Origin of the sequence: Rhodohalobacter mucosus (genome assembly GCF_003150675.1) — a bacterium.
In the GTDB taxonomy this organism is placed as follows: Bacteria; Bacteroidota; Rhodothermia; order Balneolales; family Balneolaceae; genus Rhodohalobacter; species Rhodohalobacter mucosus.
Genome location: NZ_QGGB01000001.1, coordinates 69,403 through 92,723, shown reverse-complemented (window position 1 = coordinate 92,723; position 23,321 = coordinate 69,403). Strand labels below are relative to the sequence as shown.

Sequence of the window (23,321 nt, the reverse complement as noted above, 5' to 3'; positions counted from 1 at the left end):
TTCGGGTAAGGTAAAGAGGTTGTATGTGGATTGAAACATGTAATAAAGCTGCACGATTTACCTTATCATTGAGCATGACCGATTTCGACAGTAAAAAATTTATCCGAAAGGCCGTATACGATTCCGGCCCGGGCGACTGTATTTTGCTTGAATCACAGAGCAGAGACCACCCTTCATCGGTGATCAGCCTGTTAGCCGCGCATCCCGTTCGCACACTCAGAAGCAAAGGCGGTAAGTTGATATGGGAAGAGAAGGGGAAAGAGCATCGATTCCACGGGAACCCCTGGCAAGCGCTGCGTGAATTCAGAAAGGAGTGCAAGGCACCGATTTTTGGCTATCTGGGCTATGACCTCAAAAACTTTTCAGTGAAGCCACCGCTTGCATCCGACAATCCGGAGTTGATTGAGGCCTCGGAGATGTATTTTATGGAACCCGGCACTCTGGTGCACTTCAATGAGTTTGGGATCAGCAGCTCACATGGCCAGTCCGTCAGCGACTATTTAAAGGAAAAAGGAATTGAACCTGAAATTGCGCAGGCACCAGGTCTGGAGCCGGGCATTACAGTTGATGAGTACATCAGAAACGTAGAGGAGATAAAACGCAGAATTCACGAAGGTGATTTTTACGAGCTCAACTACTCCTACCCCTTCACCAGTACATTCAGCGGTGATCCGCTCGATCTGTATGAAAGGATGAGAGCTATAAATCCGGTGCCTTTCGGTGCTTTTATACGGTGCGAAGATCTTCATGTTTGCTGCTCTTCACCCGAAAGGTATTTGAAAAAAGCCGGGAATGAGATTGTTTCGGAACCTATAAAGGGGACTGCAGCGCGACACAGGGACCCGGCTGCCGATACGCTCCAGAAAGAAAGTTTACTAAATGAAAAGAACAGGGCAGAGAACCTGATGATCGTTGATCTGGTGAGGCATGACCTTTCACAGATTGCCAAAACGGGCAGCGTTGAGGTATCTCGTCTATACGATATTCAGTCATTTGGTACGGTGCATCAGCTTATTTCAACGGTTAGGGCAGAAGCGGATGATGGGGCGGATCCGGTAGACATCCTGGAAGCTTGTTTTCCAATGGGTTCCATGACCGGTGCGCCTAAAATTGCTGTCATGAAAGCCATAGAGGAGCTGGAAGTTTATAAAAGAGGTATTTATTCCGGTGCCATTGGCTATATCGATCAGGAGGGTGATTTTGATTTTAATGTGGTTATAAGAACGGCTGTGATCCGAAAGGGCAGGCTTGTATATCCGGTAGGGGGTGCCATTACGGGAGACTCGGACCCTTTGGATGAGTGGAAAGAAACATTGATTAAAGCGCGGGTGCTTACGGAGGCGCTTTCAAAAAGGGGTGCTGCGCGAAATGAAGTGGAGAGTAAATGAGTTATAGAGCAGAGCGTCAGAGATATCTGGGCTATGATTGAACTGCAATAGATGAATTGAAAGAATATATATGAGCAATAAGATTGATACTCTGGGCAAGCTAAAAGAAAGCGGTTGGCAGTCGAGAAGCGTGAAAGACGAACTTCGGGGCAATATGCTGCAAGCCATGCAGAAAGGCGAGGTACTATTTCCCGGTATTCTGGGATATGAAAAAACGGTAATACCGCAGATTCAGAATGCCATACTGGCGCAACACGACATGATTCTGCTGGGGCTTCGCGGACAGGCCAAAACCAGGATTCTGCGCATGCTAGTTCGGTTTCTGGACGAGAAGATGCCCGTTATTGTCGGTTCCGAGATAAACGATGACCCCTACAACCCCGTTTCGAGGTATGCTCTCAGAATTATTGACGAGATGGGGGATGATGCCCCTGTAAATTGGGTGTCGAGGCATGAACGGTATGGCGAAAAACTTGCAACACCGGATACGACCGTAGCCGACCTGATCGGAGATATTGACCCGATAAAAGCCGCATCAAAAAAACTTTCGCTTGCTGACGAAGAGGTTATCAATTATGGTTTGATACCGCGGACCAACCGGGGAATTTTTGTAATCAATGAACTCCCCGACTTGCAGCCCCGCATTCAGGTTGCGCTGCTGAACATTATGCAGGAGCGGGATATACAGATTCGCGGCTTTAACATTCGTATACCCCTTGATGTGTCCATGGCGTTTTCCGCCAATCCTGAAGACTACACAAACCGCGGAAACATAATAACCCCGCTGAAAGACCGCATCGATTCACAGATTATTACGCACTATCCGCGTGAATTGTCGGTAGCCCGCGAAATTACCAGACAGGAGTCATGGAGCGAACGAAATGGTGCTGTGACCATCCATATTCCGGATCTGTACAGAACCATCCTGGAGTATGTGGCATTTGAAGCGCGGAACAGTGAGTATATAGACCAGAAAAGCGGCGTATCCACACGGATGACCATTACGGCTATGGAGCAGGCGATCTCTGCAGCCGAACGAAGGGCGGTGCACAATAAGGAGAAAGAGGCTACTCTCCGAATGACGGATCTCTACTTTATGGTGCCTGCACTGACCGGTAAGCTTGAGCTGGTGTATGAAGGAGAACAGGAGGGAGCTGTGAACGTGGCCAAGCATATTATCGGTAAGGCTGTAAGTGCTACATTCAAAACCCTTTTTCCCGACCCAAATAAGAAAGCCGGAGATGAATCGGATACTACGTACAAAGATATACTCAATTGGTTTGAAGCGGGTAACAGCCTTGAAATCCCGGATCTTGAGAGCGAAAAGTCGTACCGCAAGAAGCTGGATAAGGTGAATGGCCTGCAAAAGCTGGTTAAAAACTATGCATCTCCGGACAAGAAAGACCTCTATGCGGTAATGGATTTTGTGATTGACGGCCTTCACCAGTTTTCCAAACTGGGCAAAGACGACCTGGACGACTCACGTTCTTATACCGATATGCTCGGCAGCATGCTTGGAGGCATGGGTGATTTTGAAGAAGGAGATTTCGAGATTTGACAGGATTTAAAGTGAGTGCCTGAAACAGCCCATGTTTTCCCGGGTTTGTATATTCATTCAATCCAAAAGAAGGATTGAATGGAGTGTATGATTGGTGCTCACTTTGAGGTGAGGGTGCCTGCTGCAAGTTAGCTGCGGGCGATTCAAATCCTGCCGTCAAACTCAGATTTTTGTCAAAAAAACATTTAACCTGTCTATTCAGTAGAGTTTTTCTGCTTTTTCTGATGATGTGACGATCCCGCGAATCATCGCAGAGCTGAACCCTCCATGCTCCATTTGATTCAACCCGGAGATGGTACAGCCTTTAGGTGTGGTAACTCTGTCAATTTCAAATTCGGGGTGATTTTTCATCGCTTTCAGTAGTCCAGCTGCTCCAAGGGCCGTTTGTGTTGCCATGGTGATGGCTTCAGTGGAATCAAACCCGATTTCAATTCCACCCTGCGACGCTGCGCGGATGGCACGCAGAAAAAAGGCAATACCACATGCACAAAGAGCCGTTGCGGAGGTCATCTGATCTTCCCTGATTACCCTCGTTACTCCAACGGTGTCAAAAATTTGAAGGGTTGCTTCAAGCGATTTTTGGTCGTTTTCGCTGCCGCAGATACAGGTCATCGATTCACGGATCGCAATTGCCGTATTGGGCATGGCTCTTGTGACCGGCAACCCATCCGGTATTTGCTGCTGTATGGATTGAATTGAAGCTCCGGATACAACGGATATAATCAGATGCCTGCCCGGATCCAGGGCTGATGAAATTTCGCTCAGAAGATCATTTAGCTGATGCGGTTCTACACACAGTATCAGAATTTTCGATGCATTTACAGCAAGCAGGTTGTCGGATGTAACCCGAAAACCCTGATTTTCAAATGATTCAAGTTTATCTGTTCTTCTCCTTGTGAGCGTGATGGCGGAGGGGCTAAATTCGCCTGATCTGGCAAGGCCATCAGCAATTGCGCAGCCGATATTCCCTGCGCCGAGAATAGCCATTGTGTTTTGATTGCTTCCCATTTTGGATCTGGATTGTTTTCGTTAAATCAGACAGAGAGAATCTATCTAATTGTGAGTTCTGAACGTACGTGCACTGTATCTACGGTAATAGAACTATAAAAACAAAAAGTAAAGGAGAAAAGCACAGTTTAACTGAAAAGAATTCAGGTTATAAATCTCTTATCGGTTTCTATTGAAGAATGATATTCTTAATTTTATAGTATAATATAGAATAAAGTTCTTCATATGCCTGTTAAATTGGATGAAACGGATAAGCAGATACTCGATCTGCTGCAAGAGAACGGCAGAATGCCGAATAATGAGCTGGCAAAGCGCATTGGGCTTACAACCACACCTACGCTTGAACGGGTAAAACGGCTTGAACGAGAAGGGGTGATCAGGGGGTATACGGCCTGGATCGACAAGGAATCGATTGGAAAAGGCCTGACTGTATTCTGCTCCATCAAATTGTCTGTACATCAACTGGGAAAGATGGAGGAGTTTTCGAAACACATTCACAGCATCCCGGAAATCCTGGCTTGTTATAACATAACGGGTGAATATGATTACCTGCTGCACGTGGTGGTAAAGGATACCGGAGAGTATGAGCGTTTTCTGAGAACAAGCCTGACCCGAATTCCCGGTGTGGAAAGGATACACACAGGTATTGTATTGTCTGTGACTAAAGAGCAATCGAAAATAACGGTGATGAAAGATGGAAAGTAAAAAAACAGAGTACAGGGCGATTGAAACGATTTGTGCGCAAGCAGATCATCCCGATAAAGACCCGTATGGTTCACATGCCATGCCTCTCTACCAGACATCAACTTTTGCATTCAAGGATGCAGAGTCGGGCAGAAAGTTTTTTGCACATGAGCCCGGTGGCGCTACACACAGTTATTCGCGGCTTGGCAATCCAACCGTTGAGAAAGCCGAGCAGGTGATCGCAGACCTGGAGGGATTGGATCTGGAAGAACGAACAGAAGGAATGCTGTTCGGTTCCGGAATGGCTGCCATTACCACAGCTTTCCTGGCCCTTGCATCAGGAAAACGAATTCTGGCCCAGAAGGCACTGTATGGCTGTACATCACAGTTTCTTCAGGAGCAGGCCGGGAAAATGAATATCCGGGTTCAAAATGTGGACCCTAATACACCTGACGACATCATACAGGCTTTTAAAAAGTATAAGGATATTGGTCTGGTTTATCTGGAGAGCATAGCCAATCCCACAATGAGGGTTTGCAACCTGGAATTGATTTCAGAGATTGCCCATGAACACGGAGCGTTGGTTATGGTGGATAACACCTTTGCCACTCCCTATCATATTCGTCCCATGAGCTGGGGTGCCGATCTGGTGGCTCATTCTACCACAAAATATCTGAATGGCCACGGAACCGTCGTTGGCGGAGCACTGGCGGCCAGAAAAGGATTTTTTGAGAAACATGGAATTCCTGTATACCGCAAGAACCTGGGTGGTATTTCAGGACCTTTTGACGCATGGCTCACGCTAATGGGGATTAAAACATTTCCGCTCAGAATGAAGCAGCATAACCTGAATGGTAAGGCGGTGGCTGACTATCTGGACCGCCATCCGGCCGTCAGCCGTATCTGGCATACCGGACTCGAAACACATCCCGACGGGGAAATTATCGAAAAGCTTATGGTTAACGGGTACGGTGCAATGATTGCTTTTGAGCTCAAAGGGGGTCTGGACGCCGGTATACAGCTTATGAACCGGGTTGAACTGTGTACGCTTGCCGTAAGTTTGGGAACGGTGGATTCACTGATTCAGCACCCGGCAAGTATGACACACTCTGTTGTTGACCCCGTAATCCGCGGAGAGGCGGGTATTACGGACGGCCTGGTGAGGCTTTCCGTGGGAATCGAAAATGCTTCCGATATCATTGCAGACCTGAACCGTGCATTGAGTTCAATAAAGTATCAAAAATCAGTTGCCTCTGACCCTGAAAACCAAGAATCACGGCTTGCCTCAGCAGAATAGCAGCATGACAGAAGGGACATGCAGGATAAAAGGGCGAGGATAATTGAACAGTATACCGAAAAGCGCTTCTCACTTTTTTTATGATTCAGGAACATAATTTGTTGAACGGGTACATTTGAATAGGTAACATGCAGGAATAATATCATCCGATGAATAATCAAATTTATGAAAGTACTGAAGTTCGGAGGCAGCTCGGTCGGCAGCCCCGAAGCTCTTGAAAATGTATTCAGCATTATCTCAAAGGAGGCGAAGAGCGGAAAACCACCGGTTGTTGTGGTATCGGCGTTCAGGGGAGTCACCGATCAGCTATTTGAGATTGCGGATCTCGCAGCCGCCGGTAACAGGCGATATCGCGACATCCTGGAGGAAATGGATGCGCGGCATCTGACCGCTATAAGGAAACTTGTACCCGCCAGTCATCAAACCGATGTGATTACACGGTTTAAGATTACATTCAACGAACTTGAAGACGTACTTCAGGGAGTTGCGCTAACCTGTGAGCTCACTGCCAAAACCCTCGATTTTATAGTAGGGTTCGGTGAACGCTTTTGTGCGTTGATTTTAGCTTCCATGCTGAATACACGCGGTGTCAGCGCACTCTACAGCGATACCCGAAAGCTTATAAAAACCGATGAGCATTTTGGTATGGCAAACGTTTTAACTGCCCCCACCTATCGCAATATCGCTTCACATATTGAAACAAACAGTGAAACGGTGATTGTTGCTACAGGTTTTATTGCATCGACTGAACGACAGGAGTCCACAACACTGGGCCGGGGCGGTTCTGACTACACAGCGTCACTTTTTGGCGCCGCGCTCAGCGCTGAGATGGTGGAAATTTGGACCGACGTGGATGGACTCATGACGGCTGATCCCGGTAAGGTGCAGCGTGCGTTTCCCGTATCGAAAGCATCGTACGAAGAGGCAATGGAGCTGTCGCATTTCGGCGCCAAAGTGATTTATCCGCCCACTATTCAGCCTGCACTGAAATCCGGAATACCGATTGCAATCAAAAATACATTCAAGCCTGAACATCCCGGAACGCTCATTTCAGATCAGGCCACGAAAACATCAGGCATTATCCGTGGCATCTCTTCAATTGATGAAATTGCGCTTATTTCAATAAAAGGAACGGGGATGATCGGGGTTAGCGGTGTGGCATCGCGTATTTTCAATGCACTTGCCCGAAAGAAGATTAACATCATTCTGATTACCCAATCCTCCTCCGAACACACCGTAACCATCGCCGTACTGCCTGCTGACGCCGGAAGAGCAAAAATGGCCATAGCGGATGAATTTGCGGGTGAGGTGGAATCGGATGCAATCGATGAGATTAAAGTGGAAACGGATCTCTCCGTTATCGCGGTTGTAGGCGATAATATGCGCCAGATTCCGGGAATTGCAGGACGTGTATTTAATGCACTCGGACGCAACGGAATCAATATCGTGGCGATTGCACAGGGCTCATCAGAGCGTAATATTTCTTTTGTTGTTGATCAGGAGAATGAACGCAAAGCCATGAACACGCTCCATGATGCATTTTTCCTGGCGGGAGTCAAAAGTGTGAATTTGTTTGTGGTTGGTCTGGGTCTAATAGGCGGGCGTTTGCTGGAGATGCTTGCGGAGCAGGCAAAAAACCTTTTTGACGACTATCAGATTGAAATCAACCTGAAAGGGATTGCGAACAGCAACAGGATGCTTGTCCGTGAAGAGTCTATCCCTCTCGATATGTGGCAGGGAGAGCTTGAAAAGGAGGGGTATGGAATGAAACTGGAGCGTTTTGCACTAGAGGTAAAAAAGCTGAATCTCCCCAATTCGATCTTTGTGGACTGTACGGCAAGCGGGGATATTCAGCGCATTTATCCTGAATTTTTAAAGAAAAGCATCTCGGTTGTCACGCCAAATAAACTGGCTAATTCCTCAAATCAGGAGCTGTTTGACGAACTTCAGAAAATGGCGTTTCAGCATAACTGCGCCTACAGATATGAGACCAATGTGGGTGCGGGCCTGCCGCTGATTGGCACGATGCATGAACTGGTGACGACGGGAGATCATGTGGAAAGGATTGAAGGTGTTCTTTCAGGTACGTTAAGCTATATTTTCAATAATTTTGACGGGTCTGTGCCATTCAGCGATATCGTGCGCGAAGCCCGCAAAAAAGGCTACACCGAGCCCGATCCGCGTGAGGACCTGAATGGACATGATGTTGGCAGAAAGCTGCTTATTCTGGCCAGGGTTGCCGGGTACAAGCTCGAATTCGAGGATATAGAAATAGAGAACCTGGTACCCGAAGGTGCCATGGAGGCCGAAAGCACGGAAGATTTTTTTGAAGCGCTGAAGAAATACGATTCAGAATTTGAAAGCCTCAGGCTGGAAGCGGAAAAAAAAGATAAAAAACTATGCTACATCGCCCGGTTTGATGGCGGTAAACCAACGGTTGTTCTTGAAAAAATTGATAAGGACCATCCATTCTACAATCTTTCAGGCAGCGACAATATTGTTGCACTCTATACCCGTCATTATAATGAGCATCCGATGGTTATACAGGGCCCGGGAGCAGGAGCGGATGTTACGGCCGGCGGGATTATTGCTGATATCCTGCGGGTAACCAACACCAAGGTATTCAATAATGCGGGATCCTGAAAAACCACAAAGCGTTAAAGCTTTTGCACCGGCCACGGTGGCAAACGTGGGTTGCGGGTTCGATGTGCTTGGGTTTGCACTTCATAAGCTTGGGGATTTTGTAACCGCAACGATGATGGATACTCCCGGTGTACGTATTTCCCGCATTACCGGAGATGGCGGAATGCTGCCGCTGGATGCTGAGAAAAATACCGCCGGACTCTCGGTTCTGAAGCTGCTGAACGAGCTTGGAATGAATGATATTGGCATCGACCTTGTGATCGAAAAGAAGATGCCCCTCGGCAGCGGCCTGGGCTCAAGCGCTGCAAGTTCTGTGGCGGCCGCATATGCTGTAAACAAACTCCTGGAGGAGCCATTTTCACTTCCTGAACTGCTCCCATTTACCGTGGAGGGCGAAATGGCAGCCAGCGGAACCCCCCATGCCGATAATGCTGCAGCGGCACTCTTTGGAGGATTTATTTTGGTAAAAACGCATCTTCCGCCCGATGTGATCTCCCTTCCCACACCGCCTGACCTGTTCTGTACCATCATTCACCCGAAAATTGAAATTCAAACACGGCACAGCAGACAAATTTTAAAAAAAGATGTGGCGCTCGAAAAGGCGGTTTCGCAATGGGCAAATGTTGGAAGTTTGGTAGCGGCCCTTTTTAAAGAGGATTATGACCTGATAGGCCGTTCACTTCATGATGAAATCATTGAGCCTGTACGTTCCGTTCTTATTCCGGGATTCGACCGGATGAAGCTAGCTGCAGAAGAAGCCGGAGCCCTGGGATGCTCCATTTCAGGTTCCGGCCCGTCGTTGTTTGCCCTCTCGCGCGGCAAAGAGACTGCCAGAAAGGCTGCCTCCGCTATGGGATCGGAGTTGCAAAAGCTGGGTCTTGAATACAATGATCTTATCTCATCTGTGAACACCCAAGGTGCAACCACAGTCGAAGAAAAGGCGTCATCATGATGTTCGAAAGCACAAAAGGAACCTGCCCGGAAGCCGGGTTTTTTGAAGCAATGAGAAGGGGACTTGCACCTGACGGCGGACTTTATATGCCTGTATCCATTCCCGGAATTGATTTTTCTGAGCACTTGTCGGGTTCAGAACTTCACTTTGCAGAACTTGCAGCCGACATGGCGCAACCATATCTCGATACAGAGCTTAGTGAAGAGCGAATCAGAAGTGTTGCACGGGATGCATTCAATTTTCCCCTGGAACTCAAAGAGATAGGACAGAATCTCTATGTGCTCGAACTTTTTCACGGTCCTACGCTCGCTTTCAAGGATTTTGGTGCCCGCTTCATGGCCAGGCTTTTTTCAGAGCAGGCCTCAAAAGCCGGAGAAAAGATTACCATACTGGTTGCAACTTCAGGAGATACCGGAAGTGCCGTTGCAAACGGTTTTTACAACGTAGAGGGCGTTGAGGTTTGCATACTCTATCCCAAAGGAAGAATAAGCCGGCTGCAGGAGATGCAGATGGCTACGCTGGGCGGCAATATACGAGCAATGGAGGTTTCCGGTGTATTTGATGACTGTCAGCGGTTGGTGAAACAAGCGATTATGGATGAGTCGTTGAGGTCAGAAATTCAGCTGAGCTCAGCCAATTCCATAAACATTGCACGCCTGATTCCGCAATCGTTTTACTATGCCTATGCCTCTCTATTGCTTCAAAGAATGAAGATGGAAATGGATGCACCTGTATTTTCAGTACCGAGCGGTAACTTCGGAAATCTGACGGGGGGTCTTGTAGCCGAACGAATGGGCATGGCCACCTCCGGCTTTATTGCAGCAACAAACCAAAACAGTGTTGTGCCTGAATTTCTTTCAGGCGGTGAATACAGGCCGCGCAAATCGGTGCCCACAATTTCGAATGCGATGGACGTGGGTGACCCGAGCAACTTTTCCAGAATTCGTTATCTGTTTGGCGGTTCAGATAGTGCCATAAGATCTGCACTGAAGGGATACTGGTTTGATGACAATCATACCCGAGAGGCAATTCTGGAGCTCCATCGCCGTACAGGTTATCTGATGTGCCCTCATACGGCTACCGGCTATCTTGCAGCTTCCGCCTGGAGGAAAAAGAATGGCAGCGAGAAACCTGTTGTTGTTCTTGGAACAGCGCACCCTGTTAAATTCAGGGATGTGATTGAACCGGTGACGGGTGAGCCTGTGGAGGTGCCTGAAAGGCTGCAGTCATGCCTGGAAGGGGAAAAGCAGGCCAAGGAACTAAAACCTGAATTCCCAGACTTTAAAAAGGCACTTCTTAAGCAGGCTTGATCCAAAAAAGTGGCTGTGTTTTTGTATTTTGCGTGCTGATTTAAACATTTAGAATTGTGGTAAAACGACTCATGAATCCTGACTTTATTTACTTTGATCTGGACAACACGCTGCTGAATCACTCCTCGGCAGAAACCAATGCACAGCGTGTAACCTATGAGTCGTATCCTGAACTTCAGCGTGTAACCCTTGACGAGTGGCTGAATGCCTACCGGGTCAATAATCACATGTTATGGAGCAGATACCAGAGAAACGAAATTGACCGTCACCATCTTCAGTTTTCACGCTTTCACGATACCATGAAGGAGCTGAATATGGATACATCGGTCAGCAGTGAGATCGGGAGTGCGTATATGACAAATTACCGGAATCACTGGATTTGGGTAGAGGGTGCTAAGGAAGCGCTGGAAAGGGTGAGCCGTAAGTATAAAACCGGCATTATCACGAATGGTTTCAAGGAGACTCAGGAGAAAAAATTTGAAATCATGGAGCTGAATCGCTACTGCAAAACATTCCTGATTTCGGAAGATGTTGGAAAGATGAAACCGCATCCTGCCGTATTCGACAAGGCCAGCGATATGGCAGGCGTGGAACGCAATAAAATTTTATATGTGGGCGATTCGTACGTCTCCGATATTGAAGGTGGGTCCAATGCGGGATGGAGCACCGCCTGGTATACGGGGTTTGAAACGGATATGTCCAATGGCAACAGAAACAGAGCGTCTGTCACATTCAGTGACTTCGCTACTCTTACGAACCTGCTGGATGTGTAAAAATAACTATCAACTGAACCTGTAATATTTAAGAATATGTCGAAATTAACGCTAAAAGATGCAGAGCTGAAGGGAAAAACGGTACTTATGAGGGTTGATTTCAATGTACCGATCGAAAATGGAACCATAACGGACGATAACCGGATAGTGCAGGCACTCGAATCTATCCGGTACGTGGTGGATGCTGAAGCCAAACTGATCCTTACCAGTCACCTGGGCCGTCCGGCAGGTAAACCGGATGAAGCATTCAGCCTCAGGCCGGTTGCAGACCATCTCAAAACACTGGTTGATGCGCCTGTTCACTTTGCGGAAGACTGCATCGGCGACAAGGCAGACAGTGTTATCCGTGAGGCTGAAACCGGTGAGATCGTTCTGCTAGAAAACGTTCGTTTTCATCCTGAAGAGAAGAAAAATGATCCTGAATTTGCAAAAAAGCTTGCTGCTCATGCAGACCTTTTTGTGAATGATGCATTCGGCAGCAGCCACCGAGCTCATGCATCTGTTGCAGGCGTTACCGAATATTTGCAGCCTGCAGTTTCCGGTTTTTTGCTGGAAAAGGAGATTCGCTATCTGGAAGAAAGCGTCAACAATCCAAGACGGCCCTTTGTAGCGATTCTGGGCGGTGCTAAAGTGTCCGATAAAATCGGCGTTATAGAAAACCTGTTGAGCAAAGTCGATACCATCATTATCGGTGGGGGGATGACGTACACATTTTACAAAGCCAAGGGGCTTGAAATCGGTGATTCACTCGTTGAAGAGGATAAAGTTGAGCTGGCAGGAGAACTCATGAAGAAAGCGGAAGAGGCCGGGGTTAAATTTATGCTTCCCCTCGACTCCGTAGTCGCCAGAGAGTTCAGCAATGATGCAGAGCACAAAGTGGTGGATGAAGACGGTATCGAACCCGGCTGGATGGCCGTTGATATCGGTCCGCAGTCGATCATTGCGTTCGGCAACCAGATCAAGCGTGCAGAAACAGTTGTCTGGAATGGCCCTATGGGCGTTTTTGAGATGCCCAACTTTGCAGATGGAACATTTGCAGTTGCCGAGGCGCTTGCCGAAGCAACAAAGTCGGGTGCAACCACCATTATCGGCGGCGGCGACTCATCTGCAGCCATTAAAAAGGCAGGCCTTGAAAAAGAGGTATCTCACGTATCAACGGGAGGAGGCGCCAGCCTGGAATATCTTGAAGGGAAAGAGCTGCCCGGGGTTAGCTCGCTTACTGATAAATAGATACTTCATGTATTGACACTTAATAGAAAGAGAGATAAAGCGGGCTTTCAGTTCTGGTTATCTGTGTTATATTTGGATGGTATTTTTTGAACCTCCAAATCCTAATCGGATCATGATGAAAATCTTTATCTCTCTTCTCACCTTTCTATTGCTGACTCTCCCGGTGATGGGGCAGCAGACATTTATTCACGCAGGACATCTGTTCGACGGAATCACCGGTGAGCTCGCTCAAAATAAAACCGTTGTTGTTGAAGACGGCCGCATTGTTTCCGTACTGGACGGTTTCGAGAGCCCTGCTTCCGGAGCAGAACTGATCGACCTTTCCGAAATGACTGTTCTACCCGGATTGATCGATCTGCACGTTCATCTTGAGGGTGAAACCAACCCAAACCGATATGTAGAGACCTACACCATGAATCCGGAAGAACGTGCCTTGCGATCGGTCATGTTTGCCCGCCGTACGCTGGATGCCGGTTTTACAACAGTTCGCGATCTTGGCGGATCCGGAGTAAATACGGCGTTGCGTGATGCCATCCGGGCAGGCTATGTGGATGGGCCCAGGGTAATCAGCGTAGGGAAATCACTGGCAACCACAGGCGGACACGCGGATCCCACCAACGGCCACAAGCGTGAATTCATGGGGGTCCCGGGTCCGGAGTCAGGCGTTATTAATGGCGTTGAGGACGCCCGAGAGGCAGTTCGGCAGCGATATAAAAACGGTGCGGATCACATAAAGATTACGGCTACGGGAGGCGTTCTTAGTGTAGCCAAATCGGGAATGAACCCCCAGTTTATGGATGATGAGCTTCAGGCGGTTGTAGAAACCGCGCGGGATTACGAAATGCATGTGGCGGCACACGCACACGGTAAAGAGGGGATGCTGCGTGCCGTTCGCGCTGGTGTACGTACCATCGAACACGGTACTTATATGGACGAAGAGGTGATGCAGGCTATGGTAGAAGCAGGCACCTACTATGTGCCAACCATCTCTGCAGGAAAGTTCGTAGCCGAAAAAGCAGAGGTGGAAGGATACTTTCCGGCTCTGGTGGAACCCAAAGCACGGGAGATAGGCCCGTTGATCCAAAGCACATTTGCTCAAGCCTACCGATACGGTGTAAATATAGCGTTTGGGACCGATGCAGGCGTTTTTCCTCACGGTGAAAATGGTCAGGAATTCGGCTATATGGTGGAAGCCGGCATGCCTCCGGTTGAGGCAATTATGAGCTCAGTAAAAACCGCCCCGGAAGTACTGGGCCTTGAAGATGAAATCGGTTCGATTGAAGCCGGGAAGCACGCCGATATCATTGCGGTGAGAGGTAATCCGCTAGAGGATATCACAATTCTTGAGGATGTACGATTTGTTATGAAAGGGGGAATGGTTTACAAACAGGAGTGATGGACGGAGACGGGAGACTGCAGTCATATTTCTTCTCTGCTTCTCTCTCACACATATCTGCTTTGCAGCATGCACGCGGCCTTCCCGAAAGGAATTCAGGAAGGCCCGTTGCCTGCTGTTTTAATGTATCGTGTGTGTAATTCCTTACGCCGAACTCAGGCTGACGAAAGATCTCCAATCAGCCGAAAAGCGACTTTAAAAACTTCATATGGCGTTCACGGTTTTTAAGGATCAATAGCGGGATGCCGAATGCATATTCCACCATTTTGTCCGTAAAATCATGCCGCACAAGTGCCCCAATTCGCTTCGATTTGGACGCCACCACTATAAGGTCGGATTGATCGCGCACGGCCTGATGATAGACAACATCCGCAATCTTGCCTTTTCTGTGAAGGGAGAGAACAAAGTGAATGTCTTCAGGAATGTCAGACTCTGCCCTGAAGTTCTCTTTCTTGCTCTCAATTTTACGGTCCACCTCTTTTTTCTCTTTATCTGAAAGTGAATAGGGGAAAAACTGAGCCCGGTATTGGTAGATGTGCTGTGCGGTTACGTTGCTGCTCTTTGTGAAGGAGGCAGCAGTATTAATCGCGGTAGCAGACTGTTCAGAAAAATCAACCGGTACCAGAATCTTATCGAGGCTGTATCGGCTGTTTTCAGGCACAAAAAGTACCGAAACCGGCACATAATCCAGGATTCGCATCGGAATCACGCCTTCACCCGCATAGCCGATTTTTTTACCCATAATTAAAAGATCCGGCTCAAGTGAATTGACTAGATCTATTATCTGGTCGGTGGGTTTCCCCTCTTTGATGACGATCCTGATCTCAATCTCATTCCCGCTGAAATGCTGCTTCACCTTGTCGTTGAGCTCTTCACGAATCAGATTGAGAAACTCCTCTTTCGTTTCAATTTCCGGGAATTGATCGACAAGCTCCACAGCGGTCGGCCCCGATTCTATAACATGAAAGAAGGTGATGGTTTCAGGTTTGATGACAGATGTCAGAAATGCGCTGTATCCAATCAGAATATCGTCCATGTTGGAAAGGTCCAGACATGCCATCCAGTGTTTTGAATTCTTCATAGTGTGAATTACTCCGCTTGTTTTTGTTTTTTAATTGCATTCATCACCAGGTCGCGATACGATTCACGCTCTTTATCGCGGTCTTTTCTCATCAGATCGTGGTGTTCACGATGCAGTCCTCTTTGGAGGCTGTAACACATCACAAGGAGCACGATTACAAAAGGCAGACCCGTACTGATGGCACCCGCCTGGAGCGCTGACAATCCGCCCCCAATCAGCAGTATGGCAGCGACTACACCCTCAATGGACGCCCAGAAGATGCGCTGGCCGACCGGTGCATCCAGTTTACCGCCGCTGGTAAGGCCATCAATGACAAGTGACCCTGAGTCGGAAGATGTCACAAAGAAACTGAGCACAAGTACAATGGCCAGAAATGATGTGATGGTAGCCCAGGGAAACTGATCCAGCAGTATAAAGAGAGATGTGGTTTGGTCTTGCTCAACAGCAGCTGCAATTTCCGCTATTCCGTTTGTTTCAAGAAAAATGGCACTGCCGCCGAATCCGCTCATCCAGAGAAAGGTGATGAGTGTGGGTACGATCAGAACGCCCAGCACAAACTGTTTTACCGTTCTGCCGCGTGAAATACGTGCTATAAACATCCCTACATATGGAGACCAGGAGATCCACCAGGCCCAGTAAAACACAGTCCATGTTGTCATAAATGATCCTTCTTCATACGATTGCGTCCAGAATGCAAAAGCCGGGAAGTTTTGAGCATAGTGGCCAATATTTTGAATAAAGGATGAGAGTATGAAAAATGTTGGTCCCACAACCAGTATGAAAAGCAGGAATAAAGCTGCAGTGCGTATGTTGAATTCACTCAGCACACGTACTCCCTTATCGATACCGAGTACAACGGATACCACTGCAATGGAGGTAACTACGATAATGATAATTACCTGCAGATTTACGGTATTTTCAAGTCCAAATACATACTGCATCCCCGCCCCGGCCTGTGAGGCTCCCAGACCAAGCGATGTTGCAAGGCCGAATAACGTAGCCAGCACGGCGAGTATGTCAATCACGTCTCCGATCCATCCTTCAATCCTGTCGCCAAGTATCGGATAAAAAACCGAACGGAAAGAGAGAGGCAACTTGCGATTGAATGCAAAGAAAGCGAGTGCGAGAGCTACGATGGCGTAGACGGCCCACGCGTGAAGGCCCCAATGCAAGAAAGTGACACCCATGGCGTCACGGATGGCTTCGGTCGTGCCGGCCTCTGAATGAGGCGGATAGAGCAGATGCCACATCGGCTCCGCAACCGAGAAAAACATCAAACCGATTCCCATCCCTGCACTGAAGAGCATGGCAAACCATGCCATTGTGCTGAAATCAGGTTCCGCATCTTCGCCGCCGAGCCGGATATTTCCGTATTTGCTGAAAGCGAAATAGAGTGCAAAACCGATAAAAATGTTGACGGCTCCCACAAAGAGCCAGCTGGCCCATTCCGTAATGCCCACCCGTACCGACTCAAAAGCCTCTTCTGCCGCCTCGCCTGCAATGAGCGTTCCTGCGATCAACAAAAAGATCAGTATAACGGATGGCCAGAAAACCGGCTTGTGAATGTCGAACAGGCGGTTCTTGCCGGAATTTTCTGACTCCGGCGAGTCATCTTGTCCTCGTAATGCCATAGGTGTACTCCTTGAATATTAGTGTGTTAATTTCTGAAACGGATAGGTTCAGAAGTAATAACCGATATTGATATTGAACCGGATGTTGTATTCCGATTCGCCCAGCCCCAGGTCTTCATGCCCAGGACCGACTCCTACACCGAAAGCGTCGGTCAGCCAGGGTTGATTCACTCCCTGTGCAATATCGAAGTATGTAAATACAGGACCTGCCGAAACAAGGAAGCCTGTGATGTTCTGGATGGTACTCTGGAAATTGTTATCCAGCGTAAGCGACTGGTCATTGGCTCGTATGGTGGTACCTTCACCAACCGTATTCTGCATATAGCTGAAATCATTGTAGAAATTGATATTGGTGACGGGCCCCCAGTCAACATCATAGGAGTAAGCCAGCCCCAGTGTTGCGATCCAGGCTTCCGTTGATACCTCGTAGGGTATACCATATGCACCCATATATACCGTGCTCAGCTCATTGCCGTCATCATCATCCGCATTCATGCCGTAATAGAGGAGCTGCGGCTTGATATTGAAATTGCCAATGTTATAGTCGGCATGAATGGCAAAAGCGTACTGGCTGTCGAAGAGGTCGTTCACCGTGTTGTAAAGCTGACCGAATTGAAAGGATGCCCCAATCTCACCGTTATCAAGCAAATAGGCTCCTCTGATATTGAACTGGTTGCGCTCGGTGAGTGATGCATTGCCCTCCGGAATCACGTCGTAGCTGTACCGTCCGGCACCCCCGACCCCGAAATTGGCCTGGCCAAATGCAGGGCCTTCCGGATCCGCCTGGAAGAAATAGGCTGCGTGCCATTCCATATTTTCTGTTTGCCTGATGAGCTTGATGCCCATGTCGTGATCATCTTCCAGACCCACGTAGTAAGGCAGGCTGAACCACCAGTTGTTCGAGTTGTACTGAATGTTGCCAAAAGGTACCTGCGTAACTCCCAGCTGCAATTCAGTTTTCTCGTCAACACTGTAATCAAGCCATCCCTGCTTGATAAAATGAGTGCCGAAAGTGGGATAAAAACGGTACTCAAAATTCAGTCCGATTCCACCCGGGTTGTCGTACAATACGTTGATGCGCCAGGTGTCCCAGGTAAACTGGGAGTTTCCTGCGTCTATGTCGCTTTCATAATTACTGAGAAGGAAATTATATCGTAGAGCACCGCCAACATGCAGCGATGACTCCTCCTCTTCGTCAGACTGCGCTTCTGCGGTAAACAAGAACCCCGTAAATAAGAGAGCACTTACCCCACATAGCAGCCATAGAGATTTCTCTATCAGGCTTGTCATGGTTAAGTGTTTAGTTAGTTAGCATTTGATTCTACACATACAAAGAACGTATGCCGAAATCATTCCGTCCATTTTTTATGGAATGCAAACGGGTCGTAACGGCGTTTTAGGCCGCGTATATAAACTATAAAGAAATTAAGGTTTCATGAAATCAATCATTTGGCATCGCAACGACCTTCGAATAAAGGACCATGAACCGCTTGTAACTGCCTGTAAACATGGGCAGATATTACCGGTTTATATATTTGATCCGGCATTGTTCGAATCAACCATGTATGGATTTCCCAAGACAGGCTCTCACCGCAAAAGGTTTCTGATTGAGAGTGTGGAGGCGCTGAGGAATGCATACCGGCAGAAGGGGGGAGATCTGATTGTGAGAACCGGAAATCCGGCTGAAGTTCTGAATGAAATTTGTGATCATTATCAAGCGGATAGGGTTCTCTGCTATGGTGAGGTAACCTCTGAAGAAACCGAAGCGGAAGAGCGGGTTCAATCCCTGATTCAAGTGCCGTTGGTAAAGTTCAGGGGACACGCTCTCTATCACCCAAACGACCTGCCGTTTGAAATCCGGGAGCTGCCCGTTGTGTTTACTCAATTCAGGAAAAAGGTTGAGAAAAAGTGCAGTGTGAGAAAGCCGCTTCCGGAACCTGAAAATATCAATTTTGCAGATCTCGGAGATCCGGGAAGTTTACCGGGGCTCGGGTCCTTTGGCGTGGATATTTCCGGCGGGGATGAACGGAGTGTTCTGGAATTTAAAGGAGGGGAAGAAGAAGCCTGGAATAGATTGAATCATTATTTTTTTGAGTCAGACAGCTTGCGCAACTACAAGTTCACCCGAAACGGGCTGCTCGGGGCCGACTACTCCTCAAAATTATCGCCGTGGCTGGCTCTCGGCTGCATATCTGCACGTTCAGTGCATGCGGAAGTCAAAAAATATGAGCGTGAGGTTCACAAGAATGTATCCACCTACTGGCTTATTTTTGAATTGATCTGGCGCGACTATTTCCGCTATTCAGCAGAGAAACATGGAAATAAAATTTTCCGGTTGGGAGGAATTCAGGGAAAAAATCTTGAAAAGCGAACGGATCCGGAGTGGTTCAAAAAATGGGCGCATGGCATGACCGGCATTCCATTCATAGATGCCAATATGAGGGAGCTTTGGCAGACCGGCTACATGAGCAATCGCGGGCGGCAAAACGTTGCCAGCTTCCTGGCTCAGAATATGGATATGGACTGGCGCTGGGGAGCCGCCTGGTTCGAGTCGATGCTGATCGATTATGATGTATGCAGCAACTGGGGGAACTGGGCCTACAATGCAACGGTAGGGCACGATCCGAGAAACCGGTACTTCAACATTCTGAATCAGGCTGATAAGTACGACAAGAAGGGGGAGTATGTCCGTACCTGGCTGCCGGAGCTTAGTGAGGTGCCTTCTGAATTCATACACAAGCTGCATACGATGAGTCCGGATCAGCAAAAACTTTTTGGCGTAAACATTGCCAAAGACTACCCTGAACCCATACTGGATCTTGAAGAAAGCTATGAGAGAATCAGGCAGGAAGGCTGAGTGGTATTTTTTTAAACAGCTTGCATGGTAATACAGCCAATTGTAACCTAAGCCGTTTCCATTAATCAAAATCCCTGTTCAGAATGGTCAGATTTCTGCTTCCTGTTATGTCTCTTATCCTGGTATCGTGCATATCCGGTGAGGAGCGCCTTCAAAATCTTTTTGATGATCACTGGGAATATTCACTCACCGATCAACCCCTGTTCGCCACGAACCAGGGCGACCACCGTTTTAATGACAAACTGCCCGAAACGAGTATAGAATCAATGGAGCGGCGATACGAGCAGGCCAAAGAGTTTCTGGTGCGGCTTGACCATATACAGAGAGAGAATCTGAGCGAAGCATCGAAACTGAACTATGACATTTTTAAAATCCAGCTTGAAAATGAAGTTCGGGCCTATGAACTCAACGACCATCTGCTGCCGCTGAACGGATGGTGGGACTATCACGCTTCCTTTGCAGACCTTGCCGGCAGGGTGCCTCTCAATACCGTGGAGGATTATAACAACTACCTGAGCCGGTTGAGAGCCTTCAGGATGTATAATGAAGGCTATATCGAAAGAATGCGGGCGGGATTGGTACTTGGTTTTGTTAGGCCGGAGGAGGTCTTTGAAGACTATATGGCTTCGATTGAAGCATTGATTCCGGAAGTACCTGAAGAGAGCCGGCTTTACGAACCGTTTGAGTCGTTTCCTGAGAGTTTTACAGAAGAAGAGCGGCAGAGGTTGTCGGCTGATGCGGCGGACGTGATCGGAGAGGTTGTAAATCCTGAGTTTGAGCGCCTCCTGCGTTTTCTGGAGGATGAGTATATACCCGGTGCCTCGGAATCACCCGGAATTACGGAAGTCCCCGGAGGTGAGGAGTACTATGCCTGGCTGGTTCAGATGCATACAACAATGGAGATTACGCCCGTGGAGGTGCACCGTACAGGCCTGGATGAGGTTTCCAGAATTCGCAGCGAGATGATGGAAATAGTACGTGAAACCGGATTTGGTGAGGATTTTGAGGGCTTTATAGAGTTTTTAAGAACCGATCCGCAGTTTTATGCCGAAACACCGGAAGAGCTACTTCAAAAAACTGCAATGGTTCTGAAGACCATGGATGGTAAGCTTCCCGAACTTTTTAAGACCCTGCCAAGGCTTCCTTATGGAATACGGCCGGTTCCCGATTACCTGGCGCCCCGAACGGCAACGGCATACTACAGCCGCGGAAGCGCAGACGGCACCCGGGCCGGGTACTATGCGGTGAATACTTACGATCTAAGAAGCCGTCCGCTCTATGAAGTAACGGCCCTTTCATTGCATGAGGCCGTTCCGGGACATCATCTGCAAATTGCGCTTCATCAGGAGCTGGAGGGACTGCCGAAGTTCAGATCTGTTTCAGGTTTTACGGCCTATACCGAGGGTTGGGCACTTTACTCGGAGCGGCTAGGGCTGGATACGGGAATGTATGATGATCCCTACCAGAACTTTGGCAGGCTCAGCTACGAGATGTGGCGAGCGCTTCGCCTGGTGGTAGACACCGGAATCCATTCGATGGGGTGGAGCCGGGAAGAAGCCGTACAGTATATGGCCGAAAACTCCGCATTATCGCTTCACAATATTCGCAGCGAAGTGAACAGATATATTTTTTGGCCGGGACAGGCGCTGGCGTATAAAATGGGAGAGATCAAAATCCGCGAACTTCGTGAAAATGCGGAACGTGAGCTGGGTGTGGATTTTGACCTGCGGGAGTTCCATGATGTGATTCTGCTGAGCGGAAGCGTGCCTTTACAGGTACTTGATGAGAATGTGAACGATTGGATTGAATCCGTATCAGTGCAGTGAGAGACCGTAAATGTATTGACCGGCACGAAGATCTTTAAGTCTTGCAACACCCGGAAAATGTCCCCATCGCTCAAAGCCGAATTTCTCGAGAAGTGAAATACTGGGTTCATTGATATCCAGTAAAATGGCTAATAGACGGTCAATTTCCAGTGGAGCACACTCTTCAATCGCATGCGTCATCAGAGCAGCGGCAACTCCCCGGCGCCGGAAACCCTCATGCACATAGTAGCTGATCTCTGCCGTATGTCTTAATGCATCGCGTCCGGCTCTCCAGGGGCTCAGCGACAGGTAACCCATCACCTGGTCTGTTTTGGTTTCTGCTGCCACAAATACAGGATATCCGGTCTGATCATGGTGCGCGAGCCACTCTTCCCGGTCTGTAACAGGTACAGGATCAGTAAATGCAGTTTCTCTGCCGGATTTAACGGCCTGGTTCAGTATGGCCGTGATTGCGTATGCATCCTCACGTGTTGCTTGCCGGATTCGGATCATGGTAGATTATGCTGGTACATGTAAGAAGGTTATCCATTTGGGATACGCTTCAATTCGATGCGGAATATAAGCCCGGGTTCTGTCATGAACATTAAAAAATGCAGAAGTTGTAAAGGGTCCCCGTTGCAACAGATTCTTAATATCGATGCATGAACCCGCCGAATCGTGTTATATTGAGTTAACAGGCTCACAAAAACAGGTTAACATCCTATATCGGGGAGGAAACGATGAAAAAACAGATGAAAACAGTGGCGGCGATTGCCGCTCTTGCCATAACGATTTTGCTCATTATTGTGATCATCAATCAGGCTGTACAGTTTTCCGGAGTTCTGGCAACCATTCATCCGCTGTTGGGACAGATTTCGCTCATTCTATTTGTGCTGGTGATTCTGACAGCCCTTCTTGCACCTCTCTATCTTTACATCAGGCTTCCATCACGATTGATACCTCCTGATTCGGAGGAAGGGCCGGACTACGATCGATACATGGATAAACTGTCGGTGCGCCTGTCATCGAATCCAAAGGTTAGCCTGGAGAAGGTTGTATCTGAAGAGGAGATACACCTGGCGCTCAAAGAACTGGATGCAGAGAGTGATCTTATCATTAAAAAGACGGCCTACCGTGCATTCATAACAACAGCTATTTCACAGAATGGTGCACTGGATGCCCTGTTCATACTGGGTCTTCAGTTTCGTCTGATCTGGGAACTTGCACGGGTCTATTCGCAGCGGCCCAATCTGAAGGAGCTGAGTTTTCTGTACACCAATGTTATGGTAACCGCATTTATTGCAAGCAGCCTGGATGAAGCGGAATATTTTGAAATTCTGGAATCATCCATGTCTCAGGGTGTTGGATCCGTTATTTCCATGGTTCCCGGAACGTCGTTAATTGTGAATTCAACCATCACGGGCAGCTCAAATGCGTTTCTGACTCTTCGTGTTGGGAAGGTGGCTCAAAAGTATTGTAACTCACTGGTTCGCAAAGAGCGACAGACCATACGAAATTCTGCAACAACGGAAGCAGCGAAAATGCTTGCAGGTATTATTTATGACGGAACCAAAAAACTGGTGGCTCACCTCGGCTCTGCTCCGATACGAATGGCCTCCCGCCCGTTCATGAGAAAAGATAAAGGGTCGGAGTAGTTGCCCGTTAACCTGATGTACCTCTTAATGTAAATATGAGCTGACCGGCAGAA

At 48.1% G+C, this 23,321-nt stretch carries 18 protein-coding genes; 13 read left to right on the top strand and 5 right to left on the bottom strand.

Annotated features, from left to right (window positions below; all coding sequences use genetic code 11):
* Positions 1-74 precede the first annotated feature (74 nt).
* A complete protein-coding gene (locus DDZ15_RS00340; protein WP_158278566.1) occupies positions 75-1,388 on the top strand; it encodes an anthranilate synthase component I family protein in 1,314 nt (437 codons plus the stop codon).
* Positions 1,389-1,458: 70 nt separating this feature from the next.
* Complete coding sequence (locus DDZ15_RS00335) at positions 1,459-2,946, top strand: sigma 54-interacting transcriptional regulator (protein WP_109643713.1); 1,488 nt, start codon at positions 1,459-1,461, stop codon at positions 2,944-2,946.
* Between the two features lie 198 nt (positions 2,947-3,144).
* On the opposite strand, the gene proC is transcribed toward DDZ15_RS00335, so the two are convergent.
* On the bottom strand, positions 3,145-3,954 hold the full coding sequence (proC, locus tag DDZ15_RS00330) for a pyrroline-5-carboxylate reductase (RefSeq protein ID WP_109643711.1): 810 nt from the start codon (positions 3,952-3,954) through the stop codon (positions 3,145-3,147).
* Positions 3,955-4,179: 225 nt separating this feature from the next.
* Between proC and DDZ15_RS00325 the strand changes: the two genes are divergently transcribed.
* The 8 genes from DDZ15_RS00325 (at position 4,180) to DDZ15_RS00290 (ending at position 14,239) form a co-directional block, all read left to right on the top strand.
* Positions 4,180-4,659, top strand: a complete 480-nt coding sequence (locus DDZ15_RS00325; RefSeq protein ID WP_109643709.1) for an Lrp/AsnC family transcriptional regulator — start codon at positions 4,180-4,182, stop codon at positions 4,657-4,659.
* Complete coding sequence (locus tag DDZ15_RS00320; protein WP_109643707.1) at positions 4,649-5,935, top strand: trans-sulfuration enzyme family protein; 1,287 nt, start codon at positions 4,649-4,651, stop codon at positions 5,933-5,935. The genes DDZ15_RS00325 and DDZ15_RS00320 overlap by 11 nt, the downstream gene beginning before the upstream one ends.
* Before the next feature lie 165 nt (positions 5,936-6,100).
* The gene (thrA, locus tag DDZ15_RS00315) at positions 6,101-8,578 is read left to right on the top strand and encodes a bifunctional aspartate kinase/homoserine dehydrogenase I (RefSeq protein WP_109643705.1); all 2,478 of its coding nucleotides are present in this window, start codon (positions 6,101-6,103) and stop codon (positions 8,576-8,578) included.
* A complete protein-coding gene (locus DDZ15_RS00310) occupies positions 8,565-9,530 on the top strand; it encodes a homoserine kinase (RefSeq protein WP_109643703.1) in 966 nt (321 codons plus the stop codon). Before thrA ends, DDZ15_RS00310 begins: the two co-directional genes overlap by 14 nt.
* Positions 9,527-10,840 carry a threonine synthase gene (gene thrC / locus DDZ15_RS00305; RefSeq protein WP_109643701.1) on the top strand — a complete coding sequence of 438 codons (1,314 nt, stop codon included), beginning with the start codon at positions 9,527-9,529 and terminating at the stop codon, positions 10,838-10,840. Before DDZ15_RS00310 ends, thrC begins: the two co-directional genes overlap by 4 nt.
* Before the next feature lie 56 nt (positions 10,841-10,896).
* Positions 10,897-11,613: an HAD family hydrolase gene (locus tag DDZ15_RS00300; protein WP_146198469.1), complete on the top strand. Its 717-nt coding sequence runs from the start codon at positions 10,897-10,899 to the stop codon at positions 11,611-11,613.
* Between the two features lie 36 nt (positions 11,614-11,649).
* On the top strand, positions 11,650-12,843 hold the full coding sequence (locus tag DDZ15_RS00295) for a phosphoglycerate kinase (RefSeq protein ID WP_109643697.1): 1,194 nt from the start codon (positions 11,650-11,652) through the stop codon (positions 12,841-12,843).
* 115 nt (positions 12,844-12,958) lie between these two features.
* Positions 12,959-14,239 (top strand): metal-dependent hydrolase family protein, encoded by a 1,281-nt coding sequence (locus DDZ15_RS00290; protein WP_109644001.1) that lies wholly within the window; start codon positions 12,959-12,961, stop codon positions 14,237-14,239.
* A 178-nt stretch (positions 14,240-14,417) separates the two neighbouring features.
* On the opposite strand, the gene DDZ15_RS00285 is transcribed toward DDZ15_RS00290, so the two are convergent.
* Genes DDZ15_RS00285 through DDZ15_RS00275 form a run of 3 tightly spaced genes read right to left on the bottom strand, consistent with a single transcriptional unit; the run spans position 14,418 to position 18,241 of the window.
* Entirely contained in the window at positions 14,418-15,320 is a 903-nt protein-coding gene (locus DDZ15_RS00285; RefSeq protein WP_109643695.1) for a universal stress protein, read from the bottom strand.
* 8 nt (positions 15,321-15,328) lie between these two features.
* Positions 15,329-16,951, bottom strand: coding sequence for a BCCT family transporter (locus tag DDZ15_RS00280; RefSeq protein ID WP_109643693.1), 1,623 nt, complete (start codon positions 16,949-16,951; stop codon positions 15,329-15,331).
* 48 nt (positions 16,952-16,999) lie between these two features.
* Positions 17,000-18,241 (bottom strand): hypothetical protein, encoded by a 1,242-nt coding sequence (locus DDZ15_RS00275; RefSeq protein ID WP_109643691.1) that lies wholly within the window; start codon positions 18,239-18,241, stop codon positions 17,000-17,002.
* Positions 18,242-18,386: 145 nt separating this feature from the next.
* Here DDZ15_RS00275 and DDZ15_RS00270 point away from each other — a divergent pair, with 145 nt between their 5' ends.
* The gene (locus DDZ15_RS00270) at positions 18,387-19,808 is read left to right on the top strand and encodes a DASH family cryptochrome (protein WP_109643690.1); all 1,422 of its coding nucleotides are present in this window, start codon (positions 18,387-18,389) and stop codon (positions 19,806-19,808) included.
* 83 nt (positions 19,809-19,891) lie between these two features.
* Positions 19,892-21,634, top strand: a complete 1,743-nt coding sequence (locus DDZ15_RS00265) for a DUF885 domain-containing protein (protein ID WP_109643688.1) — start codon at positions 19,892-19,894, stop codon at positions 21,632-21,634.
* Here DDZ15_RS00265 and DDZ15_RS00260 read toward each other — a convergent pair.
* Positions 21,623-22,126: a GNAT family N-acetyltransferase gene (locus tag DDZ15_RS00260; protein ID WP_109643686.1), complete on the bottom strand. Its 504-nt coding sequence runs from the start codon at positions 22,124-22,126 to the stop codon at positions 21,623-21,625. The two genes, DDZ15_RS00265 and DDZ15_RS00260, sit on opposite strands and share 12 nt — an antisense overlap.
* A gap of 227 nt (positions 22,127-22,353) precedes the next feature.
* Between DDZ15_RS00260 and DDZ15_RS00255 the strand changes: the two genes are divergently transcribed.
* Positions 22,354-23,268 carry a DUF697 domain-containing protein gene (locus DDZ15_RS00255; protein WP_109643683.1) on the top strand — a complete coding sequence of 305 codons (915 nt, stop codon included), beginning with the start codon at positions 22,354-22,356 and terminating at the stop codon, positions 23,266-23,268.
* The last annotated feature ends 53 nt before the right edge of the window (positions 23,269-23,321 follow it).

Coding starts and splice junctions, on each gene's coding strand:
- thrA (WP_109643705.1), top strand. CDS start 6,101: ATGAAAGTACTGAAGTTCGGAGGCAGCTCGGTCGGCAGCCCCGAAGCT.
- DDZ15_RS00340 (WP_158278566.1), top strand. CDS start 75: ATGACCGATTTCGACAGTAAAAAATTTATCCGAAAGGCCGTATACGAT.
- DDZ15_RS00335 (WP_109643713.1), top strand. CDS start 1,459: ATGAGCAATAAGATTGATACTCTGGGCAAGCTAAAAGAAAGCGGTTGG.
- DDZ15_RS00280 (WP_109643693.1), bottom strand. CDS start 16,951: ATGGCATTACGAGGACAAGATGACTCGCCGGAGTCAGAAAATTCCGGC.
- thrC (WP_109643701.1), top strand. CDS start 9,527: ATGATGTTCGAAAGCACAAAAGGAACCTGCCCGGAAGCCGGGTTTTTT.
- DDZ15_RS00325 (WP_109643709.1), top strand. CDS start 4,180: ATGCCTGTTAAATTGGATGAAACGGATAAGCAGATACTCGATCTGCTG.
- DDZ15_RS00295 (WP_109643697.1), top strand. CDS start 11,650: ATGTCGAAATTAACGCTAAAAGATGCAGAGCTGAAGGGAAAAACGGTA.
- DDZ15_RS00270 (WP_109643690.1), top strand. CDS start 18,387: ATGAAATCAATCATTTGGCATCGCAACGACCTTCGAATAAAGGACCAT.
- DDZ15_RS00310 (WP_109643703.1), top strand. CDS start 8,565: ATGCGGGATCCTGAAAAACCACAAAGCGTTAAAGCTTTTGCACCGGCC.
- proC (WP_109643711.1), bottom strand. CDS start 3,954: ATGGGAAGCAATCAAAACACAATGGCTATTCTCGGCGCAGGGAATATC.
- DDZ15_RS00285 (WP_109643695.1), bottom strand. CDS start 15,320: ATGAAGAATTCAAAACACTGGATGGCATGTCTGGACCTTTCCAACATG.
- DDZ15_RS00320 (WP_109643707.1), top strand. CDS start 4,649: ATGGAAAGTAAAAAAACAGAGTACAGGGCGATTGAAACGATTTGTGCG.
- DDZ15_RS00265 (WP_109643688.1), top strand. CDS start 19,892: ATGGTCAGATTTCTGCTTCCTGTTATGTCTCTTATCCTGGTATCGTGC.
- DDZ15_RS00290 (WP_109644001.1), top strand. CDS start 12,959: ATGAAAATCTTTATCTCTCTTCTCACCTTTCTATTGCTGACTCTCCCG.
- DDZ15_RS00275 (WP_109643691.1), bottom strand. CDS start 18,241: ATGACAAGCCTGATAGAGAAATCTCTATGGCTGCTATGTGGGGTAAGT.
- DDZ15_RS00260 (WP_109643686.1), bottom strand. CDS start 22,126: ATGATCCGAATCCGGCAAGCAACACGTGAGGATGCATACGCAATCACG.
- DDZ15_RS00255 (WP_109643683.1), top strand. CDS start 22,354: ATGAAAAAACAGATGAAAACAGTGGCGGCGATTGCCGCTCTTGCCATA.